Source organism: Flavobacterium antarcticum DSM 19726 (assembly GCF_000419685.1).
GTDB lineage: Bacteria > Bacteroidota > Bacteroidia > Flavobacteriales > Flavobacteriaceae > Flavobacterium > Flavobacterium antarcticum.
The window spans coordinates 337,593-361,171 of the sequence record NZ_ATTM01000004.1 but is presented as its reverse complement, the minus strand read 5'-3'; the positions used below and the strand labels follow the sequence as shown (position 1 = coordinate 361,171).

Here is a 23,579-nt window from a genome sequence, read left to right as displayed (position 1 = left end):
ATACTTTATGTGTAATTTATTGATAATAATACTAATTGAGGATTTGAAAGTAAATTTTGTGCAGCAATTATTATGGTTTCGCAGAATTTAATAACTCATTAGCTGATGTGAAAACATTGACTTCTTCTTCCAAATCATAATTTATATCGGAAGATAATGGAGCTATTAGTTTATCGTTATGGTAGTAAAATTTCTTTTTTGGTCTTCTTTTGTTTACCACGTAGTACATTTGATTCTGCATAGATAAGTTTAGAATCAACATAATAGTAGAACCAGTTGTATTTTGAATTACTTTCAGCATAAATAATTCTCAAAATTTGATTTGAATACATTACTATACGAGTCTTAATTTGAATTGATTTTGTTTGTCTGCCATCAATCCTTCCATGTGCAGGAACGACCACAACATTTTGAATTTCTTCTTAAGTGAAATTAGAGATGCTGTCAGTAAATTTTATTTGAGATTCAATACTTTTTATTTTACTTAAATTTGAATTATGATCTTGTCCAAAGAGCACTATAGGAAATAGTAATATGAATATTTTTACTTTCATTTATAGTAGTTGTCGCAATCTTTATTTGAGCGTAATGGTAACTTACACATTTGCACAACAAAATTATTTTGAATAGCTAAACAGGTACTAATTATTGTTTGCTGTTTTCAACTGCTTTTTTATTGAATATTAATCCCAACATCATTACTAAAGCAGTCATAATAATAACCTGCAAAATAAGCGAGTTGTTTACTAAAGGGGAAACCTGACTCAAAGGAATGGAGAGAAATAGTAAAATTGTAATTAGTCCTCGTGGTGCAATGTAAAGCAGCGGACTGATGGCAATCTTAAATATTTTTAAAAGTATAAATCGAACAACAAATATACTGGCCGTTATTCCGACTGCCCAAATAATAGTATCGGTATTGATAATCTCTGATGTTTCGATTAAGAATCCAAAAAGCAAGAAAAATAAGGCACGAACCAAGAACGCCATTTCTGCCGTTAGATCTTTAAATTTATGTACTTCATTGGTTAAAATCTCAGGACGCAAGCGTTGGATAAACTTTATGTGTTTTAATTCGTCTAGATTCCCTAAGAAAATCCCAAATAGGAGAATGAATACTAAAGCGGGTAAGTTGTATATTTTTGATATTTCGTAGATCAAGATAACAAGTAAAATGATTGGAGCAAACTTTACAGAATGTTTAATTTTGCTTAATAGAAACGCCAAACCTAAGGTTGCTATGAAGGATATAATGATAATAAGAATAATTTGTCCTACAAATATACTAATGGATTCAAAGGTAAAATAATCATTAAACGCTATAAAGTTAAACATAATCACCCCGAATATATCGGACAAGCTACTTTCATAAGTAATAAACTCTTTATTTTTCGATATTAGGTTGTTTGCACTGGGAATCGCGATCGAACTGCTGATTATTGCTAATGGAATCGAATTTGTCAAAGCAGATTTAAAACTAATGCCGCTGTAATAATGAATAACGGCTCCCAAACCAAAGCTAATGACGATTATTGGAATGAACGCTACCAGTGAAGACTTTCGTACAAAGGGAAGCTTGGATCGCGTTAATTCTAGTTCAAGCGAACCTTCTAAAACAATCAGTATTAAACCGATTGTCCCTAAGATAGGCAAGACGGAAGTTAAATTGGGAATTTCAATAGCGAAGAAATTAGCTGTTTGTTTCACTCCCCAACCTAAAAATAAGAGTAAAATTACTGATGGGATTTTAGTTCGTGCGGAACTTATGTCAAAAACATAAGCAAACAGGAGTAAAGCACATATAGAAATTATAATCGATGTAGTCATATAAGCAAGATTGATTGAATTAAAAATGGCTTCGTATGAGGGAAGCCATTCTTAATTTATCGAAATATAAAACTTTTTTTTATCTTTTTAAAGAAAAATGTCCTTTAACCGTTCGTCCATCTTCTAAATTTATTACATACCAATAGTCATCTGCAGGAAGTGGTGTTCCATTTAATGTACCGTCCCAGCCGTCGTCGAGTGCAAATATTTTATGTATAAATTTACCGTATCGATCGTATAGGTACGTAACCGTTGAAGGACTAAAGTATTGACTTATTCCTTCAATTTTCCAAGAATCATTATAACCATCACCGTTTGGTGTAAAATACCTTGGAGCACCAACTATAGCAATTAGCTTTTGAACCATTCCACAACCATTTAAATCATTGATGTAAATGGTATGAAAACCCATACTAACGTTGTCAAAAAAACCTGAAGATTGATAAATAGCATCTTCGTAATCTAATGCAAATACATAATTTCCAATACTGGCCGGATTTAAAATAACTTCTATACTATTTTGATAGGGAGTCAAATCCGTAATAATTATGTCGTCAATAATTGCGTCACTTGAATTTAATACCGGGATCAGTCTCGTTTTAGAGCAACCTTGTGTATTTGTTACCGTTACGGAATAATTTCCGGGTTCGTTCACTTGAATACTGTAAGTAGTTTCTGGTAAAATTTGATTGTCTTTAAACCATTCATAAGTAAAGTCAGCAGGATTTCCTTCTAAAAGCCGTGGATCAAGTGAAATGTATTTTATTGGTAAATTTTCACAGACATAATAGTCTTTTTCAAGCGTTTTTAAAATAGTGGGCAAGCGATTTACTTTTAAGGCTAAACTTCCAATACCTGAACAACTATTTTGCTCTTCTATTCTAAAATAAATCGTAGCGTCGTACGGAGTTAAGTTGGTATAATTAGCTGTGTTTGTTATCGTGTTTTGCTCTAATAAAGCATCGTTTACTGTTTCAAAGTAACGTACCGTTTGATTTGGAGTTAAGATTAAATCCGCATTTGACAAATCAAAAGATGCAAATCCGTCTTCACTTGCCTCGTCGTCGCAAACGGCCGGAATTGTAACAATTGGATTTACAAGATTCACATTTAAGTTGACGGTACTGCTACTGGAACAACCGGTACTTAAATTTGTTACTACCGCTTGAATAATTTGAGGATTTGAAATGTTGTTATAGATAGGATTAATTTCAGTTCCATTGAAACGGAATTTTACTTCGAAATTCGTATCGTTATTGGTTAGTTCTGAAAGTGCTTCATTTAAATTAAAAGTGGTCAATCCATCTGGATTGAAACCTGAATCGCACTGAACCAATGTGGTATTAACAATAACCGGCAGTGGATTCACTATTAAAGTAACTTCCTTAATTTTAAAACAATTATCAGGATTGACCACTTTAATAAATACAATTTGTTGGTTAGCTGTCGTATTGGTAAAATTACTAGGAAGTGGACTTACTCCATCAACAGCATCTTGATTGTTCGCGTAATATTTAATCGTTAAGTTTGAGATGTCTTCACCTTCTAAAATCACATCATTTGCTTGATCTAAGTTGAATGTTGCAAATCCATTTGTACTGTTTCCATCGGAATTGTCGTCACAAATTCCGTATGCTGAATTTGGAATGTTTATTGAATTGATCACTCGAATTTCAAAATCAGTAGTATTGAAACACCCTGAATTCGTATCGGTTATTCTAGTATAAATTGTTTGTGGATTCTGTGAATTTGTAAAATTTGCGGGATTAGCGATTGCATTTTCGCCTACAATTGCATCATTCGAATTCAAATGGTAAGTTACGGCAACATTAGTTTGTGATCCAATGGTGATTGGTGTATTTTGTGCCAAATTAAAAACGGTTTTTTCGTCGTCAGTCGCATCGATGTCGCATTCTTCGATGTCAATTCCGGCTCCAGTGGGAATATCAAAAACAGGAGGTTCCGTAAATGTAGCGGTTCCAGTCCAAGTCAACGAGAAATTACTAGAACCTTGAGGACGATCAATTACTAAAAAATAACTGTCTCCATCGCTAACTGTTAACCATTTTAAAAAATTATTTCCTGTAGGACCGGGACCTTCCGCTGTATCGGTTTCTGTGGCATTTAAACCTGTCGTATTACTGCTACTTCCTGCTGCTTCAGGATTGGTTGTACTGCATCGAATGGCTTGACCAATATTTCCACAGGTCACATTTGGACCAAAAATAAAGAAATCGAAATCTACAAGAAGGCTAGTACTTTGAGGCGTTAAAGTAAAACCCAATGTACCGCCTTGATCAATAGAAATTTTCAACCAAATACTATTATTCTCTTGACTTCCGCACGTGTTTGACCCCGATAATTCTTGGATACCAACACCTGTCGCACTTAAACCTTCAAATCCGGTATTTCCGCAAACTACTAACGCATCGCTACAGTCGTTTTGAGCTGAAGCATTATAAAACGAACCTATTAGTATTAAAAGAAGAAAATAACGAAATTGAATCATTTTGTGTTTTTTTTGTCAAATATATTCTAAAGTTTTAAAAATTGTTATCTTTTTAAAGAAAAGTGTCCCTTGATCACGCGCTTATTTTCTAAAATAATAGTAAACCAATAATCGCTTGCCGGAAGTGGATAGGAATTTAATGTACCATCCCAACCAGCTGTATCGCCAGTTCCGCTGAAAACCAGTTTTCCATAGCGATCAAAAACATGTACTTGAGCTCTTCGATTTTGTTTTTGTAGATAGTCAATTTTCCAAATATCGTTAAAACCATCTCCGTTTGGCGTGAAATACTTTGGGTAATCTAGAACAAAAATTTCCTGTGTGCGTTTTCCGCAGAATTGTGTATCTTGAACATAAACAGTATAAGTTCCGGACGGTACATTGTAAAAAGTAGGATCACTTTGATAGCTAAAGCCGTCAAGCGAAAATTCATAAATACCAGGACCGGTAAATTCAATAGTTACTGTATTTTCGCCGCCATTAAAATCTACGATGTTAACTCCTGTAATTGTTGCCACTCCAGAAGCCTTGACTATAAATGTTTTTGTATCGCTACAGCCATTTGCATCCGTAACTGTAACTGTGTAATTTCCGGCAGTTGTTACGGTAATGCTATTTGAAGTACTTGCATTGCTGTCGTTCCATAAATAACTTTGAAAACCCAATGGAACAGAAAGTACAATTGAATTTAAGCCTTCACAGACAATTTTTTGTTCATCATCAAAATTAGGAACTTCAAGGTAATTTATAATTAATGTAACAGGAATGATTCCATAACAATCAGGTCCGTTTGTGATTTTTGCCCAGATAATTTCTTGTGAAGGATCCGTGTTGGTGAATGCATTTGGCAACGGATTTGTAGCAGACAACGCGTCGTTTACATTTGAAAAATAGCTTACGTCTAGTCCTGCAGGAAGTCCATTAAGAACGGAAGGCGAAACTTCGTTTGTTAAGTTAAATTGACGAATTCCATCTTTTCCTCCATCCGTATCGCAAAAAGAAAGTGGAGCAGGAGGAGCAGGTGTTTCGTTTGAAATTTTTAAAGTAACGGGAACAATTACAAAACAATTGTATGTATTAAATGCCTTAGCGTAAACCGTTGTTTCTGTAGAATTGAATGCTGTTGGATTTGAAATTAAATCATCGGCGTTTGCATCCGTATAGTATTTTATAGTTTGAATAGAAGTATCCGTTGCTTTTATTTTTGTTTCCGCATTTTTTAAATTAAAAATTGTGATGCCATCCATATCGGGATCACATTGCACAATTGTAGCAGGACTTGGTGTCAGTTGTGCTGCATATTCAATGTTAATTTTACCGGTAGAAATGCATCCAGAAGAACCGAGATTAATTTCAACACTATAGATTCCTGCTTGACTGACCGTGTAAAGTGGGTTTGTTGCTCCAGGAATTGCAACGCCATTTCTAAACCATTTATAAGTGTTTGTTCCAGGTTCATTGGCAAATAAATCAAGCGTTCCGCCAAAGCATAATGGGTTATTCGTAGATAGCAATCGATCAGATCCCAAGTTTTTTTCAACTTTAAAACTTCCACCACCCAAAAATATGGCCGAATCATACAGGTTGTTTCCTTGATCAGCAACGACTAACTTAATGTGGTACAGCGTTCCAGGAACAACAGTTGATTGAGCGGTCAGTACTTTCGTTTGCCCGTTATAATTTGTAGGGTGATTCGTGCCGTTAAAAGCATCAAAATATTGCGGGTTTGCAGGAGGACAAAGTGTTCCTGTTCCTCTCACCGTATTCACTCGCACTGGAATATTTGTTCCAGGAACAACAGCTAGATTTGAATACGTATCCGTTGTATTGGCTTTTTTTAGTAAAAAGACAAATCCGTCTGTATAATTACATTGATTTTGACTTGGTGAAGTAAGATATTGTTCGGACGAAAAAATATAATCAAAACTGATTTTATCCGATAGCGGAAGAAAGTCAAATTCTAAAACGGTGGCATTTATTGAACTTTGTCCAATATTTAAAGCCTCTTCTAAATCAGGATCACCTGACCAATTTGAGGGTCCATCACTAATGATGGAGCTATTTGGACCAATAGCAGCTTTCGCACGACCTGTAGTCAATACAACTCCATCGGCAAATGGAAAAACGCTTCCGCCAGAAGTAAATTTCCCAAAGCTTTTTCCGTTTCCAAAATCCCACGTCGTCACGGAAACATTTGAAATATTAGCACAGGGATTGTTAATTAATATATTTTGAACGAGTTGAGTGGGAGTCAAAGTTTCGTCGACAGTTATAAATTGTGCTCTTGATATCGTTTGAAAACCCAACAGAATCAGCACAAACCCAATAAATTTAATTCCTTTCATAATCGCGTAAAGATACTACAAATCTCTTTTTCGCAAAATGTAAAAAGATGTTAAAATAAAGATAACGATCCACGTGCTAACAATAGCAATATCAGAAAACTGCACTGCATAAATTTTGATGTTTTCGCTTCCGCCAAGTGCATTTTCTATAGATTTTACTGCGTTAAGTCGCGAAATGGGTTCTTTAATCAAATTACTCATGGATTCTAGTGGAAAATACTGAATTATGGTATCTGCGAAATTTTTTGTTTTGTAAGTGCCGTTTAATAAATTGAACTTAATAAATCCGTACGTTATTTTCTCTACAAAAAACCAAGCGACTAAAAAACCCAAAGCAAAAGCACTTCTTTTTACTAAAATTCCAAGAAATAAACAAAATGAAAAGAAGCCAACTAGTTTTATAAAATAAGCCAAAAGATATTCTAAATCACTGAACACAATAGCAATTTCAGTATACGACGAGAATGAATAACCCAATAATAAAGTCATTATAAATACAAAAACGGTAGAAGCTAACGCAAATGAAATGACTACATAAAATTTAGACAAAATGAATTCTTTCTTGCTTAAACCGTCTATTAAGTTTTGTTTAAGTGTTCCATAAGTGTATTCGTTCGCCATCATCGAAACAATGACTACAGCTAAAAATAATTTAAACAAAGAAGCCGCATAGGTGTTGAAATGCCAAATGTATGGAAAGTTGAAAATTCCTTGTTCGGCAATATTGATTTCTAAACTACCAATAGTGAACTTCAAAGAAGCAATAAGACTGATTAAACTAAGCAAGACGAAATAAGTAATGACCAAAATTTTACTCGCTCTATTTTTCTGAATTTTCTGAAATTCAATGGATAATAATCGTTTCATGTTGTGAAAATTAAGAGTTGCTGATCAGTTTAATAAATTCCTCTTCAAGGCTGTTGTTTCGCTTTACTAAATGTTCCAAAACAATATTATGTTCAAAACAATACCGGTTTAGCTCAGCTGCCGAAAGTGAATTTTTTAAGTACACCACTGTCTTGTCGTGGTGTTGTTCAATAGTATTAACCGCAGGATGTTTTAGTAAAATGCTTTCTAACAGTTGATTATCGGTCGCTTTTAATTCAAAGAAATCTTGCGTAGTAATCATTCCATTTACGGTTCCTTGGTACAATATTTCACCTTTTCGTAAAACCAAAACATGGCTGCAAACTTTTTCAACTTCATCTAGCAAATGAGAAGCCAATAAAACAGTGGTTCCTTGCGAGGCAATAAATCTGATAATATCGCGAATTTGGTGAATACCTTGAGGATCTAAACCATTGGTGGGTTCGTCTAAGATTAGAATTTCAGGATCGTTTAATAAGGCAGAAGCAATGGCCAACCGTTGTTTCATTCCAAGTGAAAAAGTTCTGAATTTACTGTCTTTTCGATCAGTTAAACCTACAATTTCTAACTTCTCATCAATTTTTGAGAAATTAATTTGTTTGATTTTGCAAACTAAAGCTAAGTTTTCATAGGCAGTCATATATGGATAGAAGTTTGGTCGTTCGATAATCGCACCTACTTTTTTCAAAGCTTCGTGTGTCGTAAGTTTTCCATCAAACCATTCAAAATCACCGGATGTTTTGTTCACTACATTCAGTACAATTCCCAATGTGGTAGACTTTCCGCTACCGTTTGGACCTAAAATACCGTAAACATTCCCTTTTGTTATTTCTAACGACAGGTTTTTTACGGCTTTAATTCGACCGTAGGATTTATGCAAATTTTTAATAGAAAGAATCGTTTCCATACCACTGCTATTTGTTTTTAAGTAAGACGCCAAAACCGAATATTTGTTACTAATAAAAAAAGTTATGCAAAAAAAAAGATGCGTTCTCTTTCGAAAACACATCTCAATTCCCGTAAAGGGATAACAATTAAACAAAACATTATGAAAGTCTAACCAAAAACTTTATGATAAATCAAGTTGGGAAATTGATTTAATACTACTTAGATGTAAGAAAACTAAAAAGGTTGCGTCGTTGTTTTAAAATACGCAGTGTTTTAATTATTCTACGATTACTGTTTCATTGGTGTAAGTACCATCCGTCATTTTAAATTTTAACGTGTAGGTTCCAGGAGTCGTTTGATTAAAATTATAAACTGATTTTAATAATCGGATGTCTTGTGTACAAATGCAACCTTCATATTTTGCAATAACCTCAATAGTAGTTATATTGCCAACTGCAGTTTGCTTGAATGATTCAAATGTGCCACAACCATTAGTAACCGGGAAAGTGACTTCAAAATCGTTTTCTATTTCTTCTGTAGATAAATTTGGTTCAACGCTAATTATGCCTGCTGGTGTAAGTTCAAGACAATTGTCAGCAGTAACATCATTTGAATTACAGCTGAATAAAAATAAAGCGAGACAAGAGAAGTAAAATGTTTTCATGGTAAATGATGTATTGGTTTATTCTAAGAGTAATTTATAATCAAATGGTTGCGTAAAAAAAAAATCCCCAACTTTACAGTGGAGATTTTTGCAATCTAATTTCTAACTAAAACTAACTTTTCTGTTCTTTGTTGAAATAAACAAGGTAGTAGTACATCTGCTTTTCCTCGTCCCAACCTTTTTCAACATATTTCTCAGCACTTTCGGGATTGATGAAGTCTAATTTAATTTGGATATGAGTGTCCAGATTAATGACGTTTTTCATCTTCTTTCTCGCGTCTGAAACGGCTGCATTTGCAATAGGGAAGTTGGTAATGTCTTCAATACTGTATTTTTCGCCTTTGTCTACTTTATAATTTTTAAATTCAGGAATTAAATCCGGATTATCTAAAACTTCATTTAGGAAATTCGTTTCTTCAAACTGATCGTTCTTTGCAAAATAATTCACAGAACGATTCAGGAACATGACTTCTTCTTTTTTGTCTTCTGCAGGAAGAACAACGTCTTTTGCAAAATCTTGACAAAACTTCAGGTATTTTTTGGTAATAAAATTTTCATCCTGAAAAGCATCAACGGATAAAAAATGTTCTAACCAGTACCGTGCATCGTAGCGATTACTGTCAACGGTTAAGATTTTGTATCCTTCTTCTTTTTTGTAATTAAAAATCAAGCAACCTTTATCTAACTTATTCAAGTTAATTCCTTGTTGCAAGATCATTTCAAGATGCGTTCCTTTTTCTTCAAATTGCAGGAAATCGGCTTGCAACTCACTTTTAAAAATTCCAATGGCGTCAACGACGTTATTGTCAATATTTATATTGGTTAAATGAGCGACGTAAACTTCTCCGTTTTTAATGTGTGGATGATTACTTTGCTCGAAAAGGTGGTTTGTTATTTTTTTTGAAACCTCATGAACTGAACTTGGGTTGTCAAAAATTTCGCTTGCAAACATAAACATGTCATTATAGTCTAAGTCGACTTCGTGTGCAAACTGAAAATAATTTTCCTCTTTATCTCTAAAAGGTTTAAAAAAATACTCCTTAATTAAGGGAACAATCTCATCGCTGAGGCTAAATGTTTGTTCGGATAAAAATAGTGGTTCGTTACGGCTTTTATTGCCAACCCGGTGGATTGATAACGACTCAATATGGGTATTAAATAAATTTATCATTTTTTAAATTAGGGTTCAGAGGGAATACAGGTACTCTGATTTTTTGTTTGTTTTTTCGTTCTGTTATTTTAGAAAGCAACTGAACTAATGTTTCTTGAACGATAGTTGCACTGTTTACTAAAATTAAATAATCAGTAAAATGTAAGTTACCGGTTTCGTTGGCAACTTTTAATTCTGTTTTCAAATTATTAATTATCGCATTTGTTTCGCTGAAATTAAGCAAATACGCATTGTACGTAATTGTTCCGAAACTTTCTGCAATAGAATGGGTAATTGCAGCAGCTGATTTTTTAAATTGTAAGTTATAACTTAACTCTGACTGAGTTGGAATTAAATGGTGGATTTGTGATACAAGTTGCATTGATTGATGCCAAGCTTGAAGGGATTTTGTAAATCTCATAACATTTTGTATTAATAGGTTATGCTAAAATTAATCAAAATATTTTAACACGCAACAAAAATACAAAATATTTGTAGAATAAATTCTACAAACTAGTTTTTAGTTCCAATTTTCTTCAAATCCGTAGTCCTCAAAGTTGTCTCCACCATCCAGATTATCAAGGTCTTCCTCGTCATAATCATCGTCGTAGTCGCCATAAAGGTCGTCTGGATTCTCAGCTTCAAAAATCTTTTCTCCTGCTTCATCCGGCATTTCTCCGTGTGAAAAAAGTAACGCAGGATACGATTCGCCCGATTGTGGTTCTTCAATTGCGGCAAGTTCTACAAGAAATGTCCACATTTGAATAAAATCATACACATAAATAATTTTAGTATTCTGTGCGTCAAGCAAATCAGAAAGTGCATAATCACTCATGATTTTTTGTTCACCCGGTTCGTCACCTGTATCAAAAAGCGAAATTTCATCTTCCTGATTCCAAGTTTCATCACACGTATAAAAAGAAGCCACTTCCATTCCATCAAAGCCAAATGCATTGAAAATTGCATTGTGCAAATCTTCTAAGGTATCGTCTTCCTGAATTGCAATATCTCTAAAAATATCCTCTTCCGCATCGAGAATTACTCTAAATTTATAAACCATAATCTGTAAATAGTATTGAGGGTTCAAAGGTAAAATTTATATTTTGGTTTTGTTTAAAAAGTAATCAACAATTGGGTTTTTATTTTTTTGGGAGCGAAAGGCTTTGGCTTTTCTAATATCCATATTTCTACTATCCTTCCATCTCGTCCCAAAAGACGAGATTCCTCCTATCAGGGCTAGAGATCTTCTTGTGGCTTTCTTTTACCATTTTTTCATTTGGCTAAAGCCAAAAGCAAATGAGGCAATTTTTCATAAATAATTGTTAGGGTAATGACTTTAGACTTTAGTAATTTCACTTTTTAATAGATCCAAAAGTAAATGCTAAAATGCTACCATTATAATTTTTAATGCATTAGCATCAGGCTTTAGCCTGAAGATTTTAGTAATTTATTTTTTTTAATAAACTCGGACAGAGTTTCAAACGCTGTCGGAGTTAAGAGATCTGAATGTTTAATTGATGCATAAATTTCTTAAAATCCCTAAATCCATAGCCCAGATAGCAACGACATCCTTTTTCCTGCTTCTTTAGCAGGGAAAAGATAAAGTGGATAGCTGGAAGTAGCTCCTAAAAATTCAAATTAATTGCTACAGTAACAACTTTTTAAAAACTAAACTATTTTTTCGTAAATTTGCACTCCAAAATAAAGGAATTGAACTATGTTAGATAGACTTCAGATAGTAAAGCAGCGTTTTGACGAGATTTCGGATTTGATTATTCAGCCGGAAGTGATTTCAGATCAGAAGCGTTACGTACAATTAAATAAGGAATACAAGGATTTAAAAGCATTGGCTGAAAAGCGCGATGAATACGTTTTGTTGATGGCAAATATTGACGAAGCGAACGAAATTATTGCTGACGGGAGCGATGCCGATATGACTGAAATGGCAAAAATGCAACTGGACGAAGCAAAAGACCGAATTCCTGAACTGGAAGAGGAAATCAAGTTTATGTTGATTCCAAAAGATGCCGAAGACGCGAAAAACGTAATGGTGGAAGTTCGTGCAGGAACGGGTGGAGACGAAGCAAGTATTTTTGCGGGCGATTTATTCCGTATGTACACGAAATATTGCGAAGGCCGTGGTTGGAAAACTTCGGTTGTGGATATGAATGAGGGGACTTCTGGTGGATTTAAAGAGGTGATTTTTGAGGTTTCCGGCGAAGATGTTTACGGAACTTTGAAATTTGAAGCGGGTGTTCATCGTGTTCAACGCGTTCCACAAACGGAAACGCAAGGTCGCGTACATACTTCAGCAGCAACAGTAATGGTTTTGCCAGAAGCGGAAGAATTTGACGTGCAAATTGATATGAACGACGTTCGTGTCGATTTCTTTTGTTCGTCAGGACCTGGTGGACAATCGGTAAATACTACGAAATCAGCGGTTCGATTGACGCATATTCCTACAGGATTAGTGGCTCAATGTCAGGATCAGAAATCACAACATAAGAATAAGGATAAAGCATTTGGTGTTTTACGTTCTCGTTTATACGAACAAGAATTGGCTAAAAAACAAGCGGAAGATGCTACTAAACGTACTTCACAAGTAAGTTCAGGTGACCGTTCTGCAAAGATTCGTACGTATAACTATTCGCAAGGTCGGGTTACGGATCACCGAATTGGGATGGACATTTTTGACATGGATGGTGTAATGAACGGTAAAATCCAAAAATTAATTGACGAACTTCAGTTGGTTAATAATATGGAGAAGTTGAAAGAAGCGAGTGAGGTTTTTTAAGAAGCGAAAATAAAATAGATTTAAGAGAATAGAAAAAACACCGGACTTTGTTCGGTGTTTTTTTTGTTAATTTTTGAAAGTATGCACTTGTACTTCTTTAATTCCTTTGAGATAAGCGTTAATTTAATATATTTGTTTGTAGATAAACGTCGGTTCTAATTAAATAACACCTATGATTGTTTACTGAATTTAATTAAGTAATTGAAAAGTAGTACAATACCGTAAAAATGACAAGATATATTAGAATATCGAGACCGCCAGTTCTTGATTCTCAAAATGGAAGGGAATCAAATAAAATAGACCAATTGAAGGCGGTTCATACGGAATTGGCGTATCAAATGTCTGAGAAAATAAAACGCGCCGCCGAATTAATCGTCGCGAATAAAAAACTTGTTTTTGAGGAATCTGAAAAGCTTAAACGTGCTGCGGAATTAATTATCGCAAATACGGAACTGGTTTTTCAAAATTCTGAAAAGGAAAAAAGAGCCGGTGAACTAGTTCTTGCCAAAAAGGAATTGAAATTTCAAAACAGCGAAAAAGTAAAACGTGCTGCAGAATTAATCCTTGCTAATATTGAACTTGTTTTTCAAAATGAAGAAAGGGGAAAACGAGCTAAAGAATTACTAGCGGTAAACCGACAACTAAAAAAAATAAGAAAAGAGCAGAAGGAGTATATCAAAGGTTTAGAGGAACTGATGTTCATAACTTCCCATGCGGTCCGATTACCGGTAACCAATATCATTGGCTTGGCTACGCAACTTGAAGGTTCTCATCTTTCCGGTGCTGATAAAGAGCTGATAGACGGAATGAAGAATTCCGCTCTTGCACTTGACGTTTTCACTCAGGAACTAACGTCAAAAATTAATAATTTAAAAGGGAAATAATTTAGTTTGGAAATGAATCCAACTAAAATAGTGCTTTTTGACTTCTCTTGCCTTTTTCAGTATTTAATTTACCGATCAAAGCTATGTTCAGTTTCTCGTTGTGTATATAATCTCAAACTGGTTTATTCTCAGTTCAAATTATACTGTAAATAAGGAATCCGCCAAGAAGAAACGCAAACGGAGCAAGCAACTGAAAGTAGAAAGGCTTAAGTATTTCAGCACTTTTCATCGAAAAGTGGTGGTGTAGTTTTCTTGGTGCTGCATAAAGAATCAGAGAAGTGATGAGCATTACCCATCCAAACGTTTTAAAAGTAACAGGGAATTTAGCTGTTTCAGAACAAATGATTAATGCAATTGCCGGAATCAGTCGAAGCGTTATTTCTGTGTAATTTATAAAGTTGGTACTACCGGCTTTCTTTAAAGTATTCCTTGCTTTTACTGGAGCAATTAGCATTAGAAATCCAATGAAGATAATAAAAGTTCCAAAGAGAGTTATGATCCATTTACTAAGTTCGATGTTCATCGTTTAAGTTTTTAGAAATAGGTTAGTTATGTAAAAGATTTTAGTGTCGTAATTTTTTAATGAAAAACATTTACTACAATTGTAATAATTAAAATACCTACTAAAGTGAGTTATTCCCTTAGTTCTATTTGTTTTAAATTTCCTTCTTTATTATTTTTTAAATTTTGTTTATCACTGACGTTGATTAAAAAAGTCAAAATAATTAAGATGAGAAACAATACTAATTTAAAAATTAAAAGCGTTAATGCCGTTATTATTGACCAATATAGAATGACCAAATGGATATCTAAAAGAAGTAAAAGTATAGTTCCAATAGTTCGCATGTGGCTTTTCGTTCCTTTCTAACTTTGATATTTTGCTCGTAAAAGAGCATGTGCGAAACCCGTATCTAATCCCACTGATGGTCTAAAGAAATAAAGTGTACCCTATAAACGTCAGTCGCAAATCAAAGCGGAACGATTTCTTTCTGCCCAAGATCGACGTTATTCGTGAAACTACAATTTACCTTTACCGAAATCTCCGCGATTGATGTTACAAGCTGTTAACAGAAATTCTATTTATAAATTAATTTGATACTGAATTCTTTTTGTGCGAATAATATTTTCTAATTCTAATAACGATAGAAGTTTATATGATGGGCTTTTTGGATTTATAGATACAAAACAAAATTGAAATCTACTACCAAGTAATTCCGCAAAATCAAATTCATTTTGTGTTGCTCCGAAAAAAAATCCTTTTGGAAGATTTGGCAAATATTTTCTTGTTGTTTTTAATTCTATAAAGATAATTTGATCAAAATTCTCAAGTTCAATTATTTCATTAAGATTTGTAAATCCTGGAATTAATATTAAATCAAAAGCTTTTGAATATTTTTTATCAATTCCGTTTAAATCCAAAAGTCTTTTGCGACTCTCTTTATCAGGATTTAGAAAATTGAGATCAGTTCTAAGTAAATAATTTATTGCTTCTTTTTCAGAAATATTATTATCTAATGTGATAGTGTAGGAACGTTCGTACGCCATAGAATTTCTTTTAACTTATATATGCCTTTATTTTTTAGAACCAATATACCCACATTCGAATGTATACCCGATACTCAGCAATGCATTATTTAATTTTCATAAATGTAATTATTTTTTTTACAAATTATGAAAATCAATTTTTATATATGCTTAACATTATATTACAAAACTAGGCAATGAAAATAATAATTTATATCACTATTCTTGGTGAAATTGTCATTGCCATTGATATTGCTATTGAAAATGTTTTTACGACCTTTGTCCAAACACAACTACAATGACTACACAACAATTAATAGCACAAATCCGACAGAAAAAATCATTTCTTTGCATCGGTTTAGACGTCGATTTGACTAAAATCCCCGCTCATTTATTAGAAACCGAAGACCCAATTTTCGAATTCAATAAAGCAATTATTGACGCCACACATGATTTAGCGGTTTCCTACAAACCCAATACTGCTTTTTATGAAGCGTATGGAATCAAAGGTTGGCAATCTCTTCAAAAAACAATTGAGTACATCAACGAGAACCATCCTGAAATTTTCACGATTGCAGATGCAAAACGTGGAGATATCGGAAATACTTCGACGATGTATGCCAAAGCTTTTTTGGAAGATTTGAATTTTGATTCGGTTACCGTGGCTCCTTATATGGGGAAAGATTCGGTGGAGCCTTTTTTAGCTTTTGAAAATAAACACACGATACTTTTGGCTTTGACTTCTAATCAGGGTGCGTTTGACTTTCAGACATTGACTGTTGATGGAATTCCGCTTTACAAACATGTTTTGGAGACATCCAAAAATTGGAAAAACAGCGAAAACTTAATGTATGTTGTTGGCGCTACAAAAGCAGAGTATTTCACAGAAATAAGAAAAATTGTACCGGACAGTTTCTTGTTAGTTCCCGGAGTTGGAGCTCAAGGCGGAAGTTTATCCGAAGTGTGTAAATACGGCATGAATACAAATGTAGGTTTGCTAATTAATTCTTCAAGAGGAATTATTTATGCCTCAAACGGAACTGATTTTGCCGAAAAGGCGAGGGAAGAAGCGTTGAAAATGCAACAGGAAATGGTTGCTATTTTAGCACAAGAATAAATGTACTAGGAACGTTAATGTTAGTAAATACAACCTGCAAACTTTGTTTATTAACAATTGTTTACGGAATTTTGGCACTCTAAATTAAATCAATGGAAACCACACATTATATCAGTTCAAGTACGTTAACGATTCAAGAAATTAATACAATCGTAGTTGAAAATAAAAAACTAGCTTTATCTGAAGAAGCGAAAGTAAACATTCAGAAATGCCGCGATTATTTGGACCAAAAAATGGACAATAATGACACGGCAATTTACGGCATCAATACTGGTTTTGGTTCTTTATACAACATAAAAATATCAAAGGAAAACCTTTCGCAACTGCAAGAAAATCTTGTAAAATCGCATGCTTGTGGAACCGGTGATGAAGTGCCACAAGACATTGTGAAAATTATGTTATTGCTTAAAATTCAGTCGCTGAGTTACGGAAATTCAGGAGTGCAATTAGCTACTGCTGAACGGTTGATCGATTTCTACAACAATGCGGTTTATCCTGTAATTTACACACAAGGTTCACTTGGTGCTTCGGGCGATTTGTCTCCGTTAGCTCATTTATCTTTGCCGCTTTTAGGGGAAGGTGAAGTCTATTTTGAAGATAAAAAAGTACATGCGAAAGAAGTGATGACGCACTTCGGTTGGAAACCACTTGTATTGCAATCTAAAGAAGGATTGGCTTTATTGAACGGAACCCAATTTATGAGTGCATACGGAGTTTATGTGTTAATCAAATCGTGCAAATACTCGTATTTAGCGGATTTAATTGGAACGATTTCTCTAGAAGGTTTTGACGGAAGAAAAGAACCTTTTAACGAATTAATTCACTTCATACGGCCTCATAAAGGACAAATTGTAACCGCAAGACGCATAAATGAATTTTTAGAGGGAAGTGAAATTATCGACCAAGAAAAACAGCACGTTCAAGATCCGTATTCGTTTAGATGCATTCCGCAAGTACACGGTGCTTCGAAAGATGCGATTGATTATGTGAAAAAAGTTTTCAAAACGGAAATCAATTCAGTTACCGACAATCCAAATATTTTTATTGAAAGCGACCAAATCATTTCTGGTGGAAACTTTCACGGCCAACCATTAGCTTTAGCGTTGGACTTTCTAGCAATTGCTTTGTCAGAATTGGGAAGTATTTCTGAAAGAAGAACCTACCAACTGATTTCTGGTTTACGTGGATTACCCGCGTTTTTAGTGGACAATCCGGGATTGAATTCAGGATTTATGATTCCGCAATATACGGCGGCAAGTATTGCAAGTCAGAACAAACAATTGGCTACACCAGCGAGTATTGACAGTATTGTTTCCTCAAACGGACAAGAAGATCATGTGAGTATGGGTGCGAATTCTGCAACGAAAGTGTTGAAAATTATTGAAAATATCGAACGAATTTTGGCGATTGAATTGATGAATGCTTCACAAGCCATTGCTTTCAGAAGTCCATTGAAATCGAGTGATTTTATCGAAATGTTCTTAAAAAGCTACCGCCAAGAAGTTCCATATGTTTCTGAAGATCGAATTTTGCATTACGACATTATGAAGACGATTGCGTTTTTAGATAGTTTCCAAATTGAAGCAGATTTGTTTGATTAATTTTTAATCAATAAATACCGCTTTGTAACATTATTGCAGTAAAAATAAGAGGTAACCAACATTAAAAAATATAAAACATGAAAAAAATTATTATTGTATTTATTTTATTATCAAATTTAGGTTGGTCTCAAAATAAGAAATTTACTGGTAAAATAGTGGATGCAGAAACGTTACAGCCAGTCGAGTTTGTAAATATATTTTTTGAAGATGGTATAAATGCTAATTCAACTGGGTCAATTTCAAATGAAATAGGAGAATTTTCTTTTAGCACTATTACTTCTCAGGTTACATTCAGTCATATAAATTATGAGTCATTGTCGTTGACTTTGAACGAAAAGTTTAATGAAATTGCATTAAAACCCAAAAGCTATATTTTAGAAGAAATTGTCATTTCAAAAACACTACCACGGGATTACTTAAAGAAAGTAATTAGTACGAATAGTAATAAGATTGAGAAAAACACTTTGTTTAAAACGTACTGTAGAGAGATTGTAAAGATAAATAATGATTACTCAAAATTCTCTGATGCTCTTGTTGATTATTATGTAAAGAAAGGAAATGGGAAATCTAATATAATTTTAACGGAACATAGAGCGCTTGAAAGACCGAAAATTGATACTACTGACAATTTTAAATTTGATAATATCAATTCAGCATTTACCTTAAAAGATTATGTAAAAAATGCCTATAATTTTGACAAATTAGAAAAGATAGTAAAAGATAAGAATTATGAATTTGTAAGAAAAATAAAGAAAGAGGCAAACGGAGACGAGTATGAATATGTTGAAATAATTCCTAACATTGATAGCGATAAAATGCTCAATAAAGGATATGTTATTATTGATCAGAAAACAAAAAATATACTCGAATTTAAAATTTATACAGCGGAAAGTCACTTGAAAAATGCCAAATTGGTCAACATTATGATTGCAAAAATTAGATTAAATTATTCATTAGATTGGTCTAAATTTAATTTGATTAATAATCAATACATATTAACTTATAACAAAACAGAAGCGGGAATATATGTAAAAATGGGAGATAAAGTAAATGATAATTTTAATTTTAGCAGTGATTTATTTGTTTATGAGTACAAAAATGATGTGCAAATCCCAGAAAACGGATATAAGAAAAGAACAATATTTGAAGCTGGAACAAAATATAAACAAGAGTTCTGGAAATTATACAACGCTTTTCCACTAACAGCAAGTGAACAAAAATTTATTAATTCCATTATTAAAAATTAAAGCCGAAAGCACAGAAGTGTTTTTGAAAGATTACGAAATATGCGTTAAAATTGATTTTATCCTAGTTGTACAATTTTATCTGAACAGAATTGCTGATGTTAAAAATACAACCTCATAAAGCTACGAAGGTGCACAGCAACCTATTTTAAGCAATGAATTCACAAAATATAGTTGTTGGTAAGTTCATCTATTTAGGATGGAGACTTGTTCAAATTTTATCGAATGATTGAAGGAATAATTTAGCGCATTGATTCCAAAATAAAATCTGACTAATAAAATTTTAAATCCTGATTTGCGAATCAGGATTTTTTATCAGTTTTAAAGTACAATTTCAGATTAATAAAATTTTGTAATTTGTCTAATCAGAATTTTAAATAAAAATGTTTAATTTTAGCAAAAGCCTTAATTTCAGTGGTGAGATTAGTGGTGCTCAAATTTAATTCTTAAAAAAATGAAAATAATTATATCTCCAGCAAAATCACTGGATTATGAAACTGCATTACCAACCGACCGATTTACTTCAAGTGATTTTATGAAGCAAAGTTGGATTTTGAATAAAGTAATCAAAGAAAAAACACCTGCACAACTTTCTGAATTAATGCATATTTCGGATAAGTTAGCGGATTTAAATTGGAAACGAAACAAAGAATTCAACACGCCTTTTACACCTGAAAATGCACGTCCAGCCATTTACGCTTTCAATGGAGACGTCTACAGTGGAATTGACGCTTATACAATTCCTATTGACAAACTAGATCAGTTACAAGACCAACTCCGAATTCTATCAGGATTGTATGGCTATTTAAAACCGCTAGATTTGGTGCAACCTTATCGATTGGAAATGGGAACTTCACTACATTTTGAAGACAACAAAAATCTCTATGATTTTTGGAAACCAACTTTAACCGAAAGTCTAAACAAAGAAATGAAAGAAGGAGAGTTGCTGATTAATTTGGCAAGCAAAGAATATGCTTCGGCACTTGATTTCAAGAAATTAAAAGCGACGATTGTTACACCGGATTTCAAGGATTATAAAGACGGTAAACTGAAGATTATCAGCTTTTATGCCAAGAAGGCGAGGGGAATGATGGTGCGTTACATTATAGATACGAATGCAAAAACTCTAGATGATTTAAAAGGTTTTGATTACGACGGTTACAAACTCGATGGAAATCTCTCAAAAGGCGAAAACTTAATTTTTACCCGATAAAAAAAAGGATTTAAGTTCAGACTTAAATCCTTTTTCCTTTTAATCTCTCAATCTCTCAATCCTTCTATCCTTCAATCTTTCTATCCTGAAACATTAATGCATCGCATCCGCCGGATTAACGATATTCTTACTTTTCTTAATAAAAAATATAATCGGAATACAAAGCAAAAACATAATTCCCAAGTACATAAAAATATCCATGTAAGACATCACCGTACTTTGTTTGGTTACGGTAAAATCTAAAACTTGGTACGCTTTCGCCAAAGCTTCATTAGGAGTAAAACCTTTAGACATAAATCCCGCTTGCAATTGTTGAATTCTCGTTTGCAACTCCACTTTCGTTATGTCTAAATGTGCAATCAGATTCACGCGATGTTCTTGTGAAAATCGCGTGATGAAAGTCGTAATCAAAGCAATACCAAATGAACCTCCCAGTTGACGCATCATTCCCGTAAAAGCCGCACCTTCACCAATATTTTTACCATTTAAAGTAGAAAGTGATAAAGTAGTAATGGGTACAAATAACAATCCCAAACCAACTCCGCGAAGTATCAAAGGCCAAAACATATGTTCAGCACCTGTATCCGGCGTGATAATATTTCGCATCCAAAAAGTAAATAAGAAAAACACGAAAAATCCTACAGCAACCATATAACCTTGCGGAACACCTTTTTGAATCATTTTCCCAATAAAAGGCATCATAATCGCAGTTGTTATCGAACCCGGAATCAGCAATAATCCCGCATCAGTCGCTGTCCAACCCAAAACCGATTGTGTATATATCGGAATAATCAGCGTCGAACCATACAACCCAAAACCTAGAATGAATGTCATAATCGTTCCAATACGCAAGTTGGAATCTTTCAACACGCTCAAATTCACAATCGGATATTTATAAGTCGATTCCCGCCAAATAAACGCCAATAAACCAAACACACTTACCGCACTTAAAAATATGATGAGGTTATTGTTAAACCAATCGTCTTGCTGTCCGTGTTCCAAAACGAATTGCAACGAACCAATGAATGACGCAAGAAACACAATTCCCCACCAATCCACTTGATTGGCTTTTAGTTTTTCACCATATTTCGGACTTTTCACAAAAGTAATCGTCAAGAAAGTCGCGATAATTCCAAGCGGAATATTGATGTAAAAAATATAAGGCCACGAAAAATTATCCACTAAATAACCTCCCAAAGGCGGACCTAAAGTGGGCCCCACAATCACACCCATTCCGTAAATTGCTTGAGCCATTCCTCGTTTTGCCTTGGGATAACTTTCGGTAATAATCGTTTGAGCCGTTACTAACAATGCACCACCACCTAAACCTTGAACGAATCGGAACGCGACTAATTCCCAAATATTATCAGCGTTTCCACACAAAAAGGAAGAAACCGTAAATAAAATAATCGAAGCTGCAAAATAGTTTTTACGCCCAAATTGCTGCGAAAGCCAGCTCGTCATCGGAATCACAATCACATTTGCAATCGCATACGCCGTAATCACCCACGCCACATCGGTCAGCGTCGCGCCAAGACTTCCACGCATATCCGTCAGCGCCACATTCACGATAGTCGTATCCACGATTTCAAGCAGAGCACACATTACAGCCGTAATCGTAATAATCACACGTCTAAAACCGTACTCAACTAAATCATCTTCTTGAACCATTTTCTGTATTTTATAAATTTATAAAATCTTTTTTTTGCCACCAATTACATAAATTCACACCAATTAATTTTTTAAATTTTAGGATTCGATAGCCTTCTATTAAGTGAAAAGTAAAATCGTGATTCAAATAATTTTAATTCGTGAATATTGGTGTAATTCGTGGCTGATTTTTTTAATAAAATCCCAAATCAAAAATTTCTACTTCACATGCACATCCACATCCACATTCATTCCCGGACGTAAATTTTTCACTTTTTCAGCGTCGTTGTTTTTGTCAATTGTGATTTTCACAGGCAAACGTTGAATTGTTTTAACGAAATTTCCCGTCGCATTATCTGGAGGCAAAATTGAAAATCTAGAACCCGTTGCAGGTGAAAAAGAAGAAACAATTCCTTCAAATTCAGTATCCGGATACGCATCAACTTTTAAAGTCACTTTCTGTCCGATAACCATTTTGCTCAATTGTGTTTCTTTAAAATTTGCAATCACCCAAACTTCACTGTTGTTAATAATGTAAAACAAAGATTGTCCCGGTTGCACAAATTGTCCCGGCTGTGCGTTGATTTTCGAAACCTGTCCGTCAACTTGAGCCGTAACTGCCGTGTAACTCATGTTCAATTCAGCTGCATCTAAAGCCGCTTTTGCCCGATTGATATTTGCTTCGGCAACTTCAGTTTGTTTCCCAGAAACATTAGATTTAGCCGTTACAAATGATTTCTGATACTGACTTGCTTTTTGTTGTTCTTTCAAAACCTGTAACTGACTTTCAGCATCTAGTTTTTTAGCTTCCGCTTGTTCAAATTGTTGTTTCGTAATCGAACGGTTCTTGTACAAGTTGCTGTAACGCTCAAAATCGTTTTTGGCTAAATTCAATCGAATTTTCGCGCTTTCAATCGTTCCAGAAGTCGATTTGTAATTTGCATCCGAAACAGAAACATTGGCTTGTGAACTTCCAACATCCGCTTTCGAAACCGCATAAGTTGCTTCTGCCGCAACTAAAGCCGCTCTTGCATCTGCTAATTTTACGATGTAATCCTTGTTGTCAATCGTAAATAAAGTATCTCCTTTTTTTACTTCCTGGTTGTCTTGCACATATACTTTTGTAATATAACCGCCAACTCTTGGAATAATTGGGTTTATGTTTTTCTCAATTTGAGCGTCGTCCGTTTCTTCATGTGCCAGGGAATGCATGTATTTAATCACACCGTAAGTACCGCCAAGTAAGATTAGAGCGCCAAAAATGAATATAAATTTTTTGTTGGTTTTTTTCTTTTCCATCGT

Annotated in this window: 21 protein-coding genes; 7 read left to right on the top strand and 14 right to left on the bottom strand. The window is 34.0% G+C overall.

All coding sequences use genetic code 11. The features are described 5' to 3' along the window. Nucleotides 1–70: 70 nt before the first annotated feature. From YWA_RS0108995 to YWA_RS0108950, 10 genes are all read right to left on the bottom strand, one after another. The gene (locus YWA_RS0108995) at nt 71–241 is read right to left on the bottom strand and encodes a hypothetical protein (RefSeq protein WP_157505324.1); all 171 of its coding nucleotides are present in this window, start codon (nt 239–241) and stop codon (nt 71–73) included. A 404-nt stretch (nt 242–645) separates the two neighbouring features. After that, nucleotides 646–1,827: a cation:proton antiporter gene (locus tag YWA_RS14875; RefSeq protein WP_022828186.1), complete on the bottom strand. Its 1,182-nt coding sequence runs from the start codon at nt 1,825–1,827 to the stop codon at nt 646–648. Nucleotides 1,828–1,906: 79 nt separating this feature from the next. Further along, nucleotides 1,907–4,336 carry a T9SS type B sorting domain-containing protein gene (locus tag YWA_RS0108985; RefSeq protein ID WP_022828185.1) on the bottom strand — a complete coding sequence of 810 codons (2,430 nt, stop codon included), beginning with the start codon at nt 4,334–4,336 and terminating at the stop codon, nt 1,907–1,909. 44 nt (nt 4,337–4,380) lie between these two features. Beyond that, entirely contained in the window at nt 4,381–6,681 is a 2,301-nt protein-coding gene (locus YWA_RS0108980; protein WP_022828184.1) for a choice-of-anchor L domain-containing protein, read from the bottom strand. A 15-nt stretch (nt 6,682–6,696) separates the two neighbouring features. Then, nucleotides 6,697–7,548, bottom strand: a complete 852-nt coding sequence (locus YWA_RS0108975) for an ABC transporter permease (RefSeq protein WP_022828183.1) — start codon at nt 7,546–7,548, stop codon at nt 6,697–6,699. A 10-nt stretch (nt 7,549–7,558) separates the two neighbouring features. Continuing rightward, nucleotides 7,559–8,455, bottom strand: a complete 897-nt coding sequence (locus tag YWA_RS0108970; RefSeq protein ID WP_026718698.1) for an ABC transporter ATP-binding protein — start codon at nt 8,453–8,455, stop codon at nt 7,559–7,561. Nucleotides 8,456–8,713: 258 nt separating this feature from the next. Beyond that, nucleotides 8,714–9,100 carry a hypothetical protein gene (locus YWA_RS15355; protein WP_022828181.1) on the bottom strand — a complete coding sequence of 129 codons (387 nt, stop codon included), beginning with the start codon at nt 9,098–9,100 and terminating at the stop codon, nt 8,714–8,716. A 112-nt stretch (nt 9,101–9,212) separates the two neighbouring features. Beyond that, nucleotides 9,213–10,271 (bottom strand): nucleoid-associated protein, encoded by a 1,059-nt coding sequence (locus YWA_RS0108960; protein ID WP_022828180.1) that lies wholly within the window; start codon nt 10,269–10,271, stop codon nt 9,213–9,215. Then, nucleotides 10,255–10,671, bottom strand: a complete 417-nt coding sequence (locus tag YWA_RS0108955) for a four helix bundle protein (protein WP_084683040.1) — start codon at nt 10,669–10,671, stop codon at nt 10,255–10,257. The genes YWA_RS0108960 and YWA_RS0108955 overlap by 17 nt, the downstream gene beginning before the upstream one ends. A gap of 99 nt (nt 10,672–10,770) precedes the next feature. After that, nucleotides 10,771–11,310: an IS1096 element passenger TnpR family protein gene (locus YWA_RS0108950; protein ID WP_022828178.1), complete on the bottom strand. Its 540-nt coding sequence runs from the start codon at nt 11,308–11,310 to the stop codon at nt 10,771–10,773. Nucleotides 11,311–11,967: 657 nt separating this feature from the next. Between YWA_RS0108950 and prfA the strand changes: the two genes are divergently transcribed. Further along, nucleotides 11,968–13,044 carry a peptide chain release factor 1 gene (gene prfA, locus YWA_RS0108945; protein WP_022828177.1) on the top strand — a complete coding sequence of 359 codons (1,077 nt, stop codon included), beginning with the start codon at nt 11,968–11,970 and terminating at the stop codon, nt 13,042–13,044. 227 nt (nt 13,045–13,271) lie between these two features. Next, nucleotides 13,272–13,928 (top strand): hypothetical protein, encoded by a 657-nt coding sequence (locus YWA_RS14865; RefSeq protein WP_022828176.1) that lies wholly within the window; start codon nt 13,272–13,274, stop codon nt 13,926–13,928. Between the two features lie 133 nt (nt 13,929–14,061). Here YWA_RS14865 and YWA_RS0108935 read toward each other — a convergent pair whose 3' ends face one another. Beyond that, nucleotides 14,062–14,451, bottom strand: coding sequence for a hypothetical protein (locus YWA_RS0108935; RefSeq protein WP_022828175.1), 390 nt, complete (start codon nt 14,449–14,451; stop codon nt 14,062–14,064). Between the two features lie 207 nt (nt 14,452–14,658). On the opposite strand from YWA_RS0108935, the gene YWA_RS15680 reads away from it, so the two are divergent. Then, nucleotides 14,659–14,796, top strand: a complete 138-nt coding sequence (locus YWA_RS15680; protein WP_157505323.1) for a hypothetical protein — start codon at nt 14,659–14,661, stop codon at nt 14,794–14,796. 212 nt (nt 14,797–15,008) lie between these two features. Here the strand turns inward: YWA_RS15680 and YWA_RS0108930 are convergent, their stop codons facing one another. Further along, nucleotides 15,009–15,473 (bottom strand): hypothetical protein, encoded by a 465-nt coding sequence (locus tag YWA_RS0108930; protein ID WP_022828174.1) that lies wholly within the window; start codon nt 15,471–15,473, stop codon nt 15,009–15,011. A 277-nt stretch (nt 15,474–15,750) separates the two neighbouring features. Between YWA_RS0108930 and pyrF the strand changes: the two genes are divergently transcribed. The 4 genes from pyrF to yaaA all read left to right on the top strand — a co-directional run bounded on the left by pyrF (nt 15,751) and on the right by yaaA (nt 20,627). Next, nucleotides 15,751–16,569: an orotidine-5'-phosphate decarboxylase gene (gene pyrF, locus YWA_RS0108920; protein WP_022828172.1), complete on the top strand. Its 819-nt coding sequence runs from the start codon at nt 15,751–15,753 to the stop codon at nt 16,567–16,569. A gap of 92 nt (nt 16,570–16,661) precedes the next feature. Continuing rightward, the gene (gene hutH, locus YWA_RS0108915; RefSeq protein ID WP_022828171.1) at nt 16,662–18,170 is read left to right on the top strand and encodes a histidine ammonia-lyase; all 1,509 of its coding nucleotides are present in this window, start codon (nt 16,662–16,664) and stop codon (nt 18,168–18,170) included. A gap of 77 nt (nt 18,171–18,247) precedes the next feature. Next, nucleotides 18,248–19,417: a carboxypeptidase-like regulatory domain-containing protein gene (locus YWA_RS14860; protein ID WP_022828170.1), complete on the top strand. Its 1,170-nt coding sequence runs from the start codon at nt 18,248–18,250 to the stop codon at nt 19,415–19,417. Nucleotides 19,418–19,868: 451 nt separating this feature from the next. Next, nucleotides 19,869–20,627, top strand: coding sequence for a peroxide stress protein YaaA (gene yaaA / locus YWA_RS0108900; protein WP_022828168.1), 759 nt, complete (start codon nt 19,869–19,871; stop codon nt 20,625–20,627). A gap of 93 nt (nt 20,628–20,720) precedes the next feature. Here the strand turns inward: yaaA and YWA_RS0108895 are convergent, their stop codons facing one another. After that, nucleotides 20,721–22,298, bottom strand: a complete 1,578-nt coding sequence (locus YWA_RS0108895; protein ID WP_022828167.1) for an MDR family MFS transporter — start codon at nt 22,296–22,298, stop codon at nt 20,721–20,723. Nucleotides 22,299–22,496: 198 nt separating this feature from the next. After that, the gene (locus YWA_RS0108890) at nt 22,497–23,576 is read right to left on the bottom strand and encodes an HlyD family secretion protein (RefSeq protein WP_022828166.1); all 1,080 of its coding nucleotides are present in this window, start codon (nt 23,574–23,576) and stop codon (nt 22,497–22,499) included. Nucleotides 23,577–23,579 lie beyond the last annotated feature (3 nt).

Coding starts and splice junctions, on each gene's coding strand:
- YWA_RS0108970 (WP_026718698.1), bottom strand. CDS start 8,455: ATGGAAACGATTCTTTCTATTAAAAATTTGCATAAATCCTACGGTCGA.
- YWA_RS0108955 (WP_084683040.1), bottom strand. CDS start 10,671: ATGAGATTTACAAAATCCCTTCAAGCTTGGCATCAATCAATGCAACTT.
- YWA_RS0108985 (WP_022828185.1), bottom strand. CDS start 4,336: ATGATTCAATTTCGTTATTTTCTTCTTTTAATACTAATAGGTTCGTTT.
- YWA_RS15355 (WP_022828181.1), bottom strand. CDS start 9,100: ATGAAAACATTTTACTTCTCTTGTCTCGCTTTATTTTTATTCAGCTGT.
- YWA_RS0108935 (WP_022828175.1), bottom strand. CDS start 14,451: ATGAACATCGAACTTAGTAAATGGATCATAACTCTCTTTGGAACTTTT.
- YWA_RS14860 (WP_022828170.1), top strand. CDS start 18,248: ATGAAAAAAATTATTATTGTATTTATTTTATTATCAAATTTAGGTTGG.
- YWA_RS0108995 (WP_157505324.1), bottom strand. CDS start 241: ATGCAGAATCAAATGTACTACGTGGTAAACAAAAGAAGACCAAAAAAG.
- YWA_RS0108960 (WP_022828180.1), bottom strand. CDS start 10,271: ATGATAAATTTATTTAATACCCATATTGAGTCGTTATCAATCCACCGG.
- YWA_RS0108895 (WP_022828167.1), bottom strand. CDS start 22,298: ATGGTTCAAGAAGATGATTTAGTTGAGTACGGTTTTAGACGTGTGATT.
- YWA_RS0108975 (WP_022828183.1), bottom strand. CDS start 7,548: ATGAAACGATTATTATCCATTGAATTTCAGAAAATTCAGAAAAATAGA.
- pyrF (WP_022828172.1), top strand. CDS start 15,751: ATGACTACACAACAATTAATAGCACAAATCCGACAGAAAAAATCATTT.
- YWA_RS14865 (WP_022828176.1), top strand. CDS start 13,272: ATGACAAGATATATTAGAATATCGAGACCGCCAGTTCTTGATTCTCAA.
- YWA_RS0108950 (WP_022828178.1), bottom strand. CDS start 11,310: ATGGTTTATAAATTTAGAGTAATTCTCGATGCGGAAGAGGATATTTTT.
- YWA_RS15680 (WP_157505323.1), top strand. CDS start 14,659: ATGAGAAACAATACTAATTTAAAAATTAAAAGCGTTAATGCCGTTATT.
- hutH (WP_022828171.1), top strand. CDS start 16,662: ATGGAAACCACACATTATATCAGTTCAAGTACGTTAACGATTCAAGAA.
- YWA_RS0108980 (WP_022828184.1), bottom strand. CDS start 6,681: ATGAAAGGAATTAAATTTATTGGGTTTGTGCTGATTCTGTTGGGTTTT.
- YWA_RS0108890 (WP_022828166.1), bottom strand. CDS start 23,576: ATGGAAAAGAAAAAAACCAACAAAAAATTTATATTCATTTTTGGCGCT.
- YWA_RS0108930 (WP_022828174.1), bottom strand. CDS start 15,473: ATGGCGTACGAACGTTCCTACACTATCACATTAGATAATAATATTTCT.
- prfA (WP_022828177.1), top strand. CDS start 11,968: ATGTTAGATAGACTTCAGATAGTAAAGCAGCGTTTTGACGAGATTTCG.
- YWA_RS14875 (WP_022828186.1), bottom strand. CDS start 1,827: ATGACTACATCGATTATAATTTCTATATGTGCTTTACTCCTGTTTGCT.
- yaaA (WP_022828168.1), top strand. CDS start 19,869: ATGAAAATAATTATATCTCCAGCAAAATCACTGGATTATGAAACTGCA.